1 protein-coding gene is annotated in these 1,510 nt (G+C 61.1%); it reads left to right on the plus strand.

Annotated features, from left to right (window positions below; genetic code table 11):
- Positions 1-1,510, plus strand: a 1,510-nt coding sequence (secF, locus tag EOA86_RS34210) for a protein translocase subunit SecF (RefSeq protein ID WP_128345555.1), incomplete at both ends; no start/stop codon positions are given.

Here is a 1,510-nt window from a genome sequence, read left to right on the forward strand (position 1 = left end):
CGGCCAACTTCACCGCCGAAAGCGCCAACGACCTCGCCGTGCTGTTGCGTGCCGGCGCGCTGCCGGCGACGCTGACGGTGATCGAAGAGCGCACGGTAGGCCCTGGGCTCGGCGAGGATTCCATTCACGCCGGCAAGGTCGCCGGCGTGATCGGCTCCATCCTCGTCGTCGTATTCATGTTCGTGGCCTATGGCTTCCTCGGCTTCATTGCCAACATCGCGCTGGCGGTGCATGTGGCAATGATCATCGCGTTGTTGTCGTTGCTCGGCGCGACACTGACATTGCCGGGCATCGCCGGTATCGTGCTGACCATCGGCATGGCGGTCGATTCAAACGTTCTCATCTACGAGCGCATTCGCGAGGAGCGGCGAAACGGTCGCTCGGTGATCCAGGCGATCGATACGGGCTTTTCGAAAGCGCTGGCGACCATCGTCGATTCGAACGTCACCTCGCTGATCGCGACTGTGGTGCTGTTCTGGCTCGGGACCGGACCGGTGAAGGGCTTTGCCGTAACCTTCGCCATCGGCATTCTGACCACCGTCTTCACCGCGTTCACTTTCACCCGGCTGCTGGTGTCGATCTGGCTTCGCCGCGCCCGCCCGAAGGAGTTACCGCGCGCGCCGGTGACCTTCGTCCCGCCGGGCACTAGAATTCCGTTCATGGGCATCCGCCGCTGGACATTCGCGCTGTCCAGCGTGCTGTCGATCCTGGCGGTCGTGCTTTTCATGACTGTCGACATCAATTACGGCATCGATTTCAAGGGCGGTTCGCTGATCGAGGTGCAGGCCAAGGATGGCACCGCCGATATTGCCGACATCCGCAGCAGGCTTTCGGAACTTAACATCGGCGAAGTGCAGGTGCAGCAGTTCGGCGACCCGAACGACGTCTTGATTCGCGTCGGCACGCAGGAGGGCGGCGAGAACGCCGAACAGACCGTCATCGACAAGGTGCGCGGCGAGTTGCAGGACCATTACGAATTCCGCCGCGTCGAGGTGGTAGGGCCAACGGTTTCCGGCGAGCTCGCCAAGCAAGGCACCATCGCCATGCTGATCGCCCTGCTCGGAATCCTGATCTATGTCTGGTTCCGCTTCGAATGGCAGTTCGCGGTCGGCGCCATCATTGCCACAGTCCACGATGTGGTCATGACGATCGGCTTCTTCGTCATCACCGGTCTCGAATTCAACCAGTCGTCGCTTGCGGCGATACTCACCATCATCGGCTATTCGCTCAATGACACTATCGTCGTCTATGACCGTGTTCGCGAAGACCTCCGAAAATACAAGAGGATGCCGCTGCCGCTGTTGTTGAACAACGCCATCAACGAGACGCTGTCCAGAACGACGCTGACCTCGGTGACGACGATGCTAGCGCTGCTGGCGCTGGTGTTGTTCGGCGGCGAGGTGATCCGCTCGTTCACGCTGGCGATGCTGTTCGGCGTCGTCTTCGGAACCTATTCGTCGATCTTTATCGCCGCCCCGCTGCTCATCCTGTTCAAGCTGCGGCCTGTGGC

Origin of the sequence: Mesorhizobium sp. M5C.F.Ca.IN.020.32.2.1 (genome assembly GCF_004023105.1) — a bacterium.
GTDB lineage: Bacteria > Pseudomonadota > Alphaproteobacteria > Rhizobiales > Rhizobiaceae > Mesorhizobium > Mesorhizobium wenxiniae.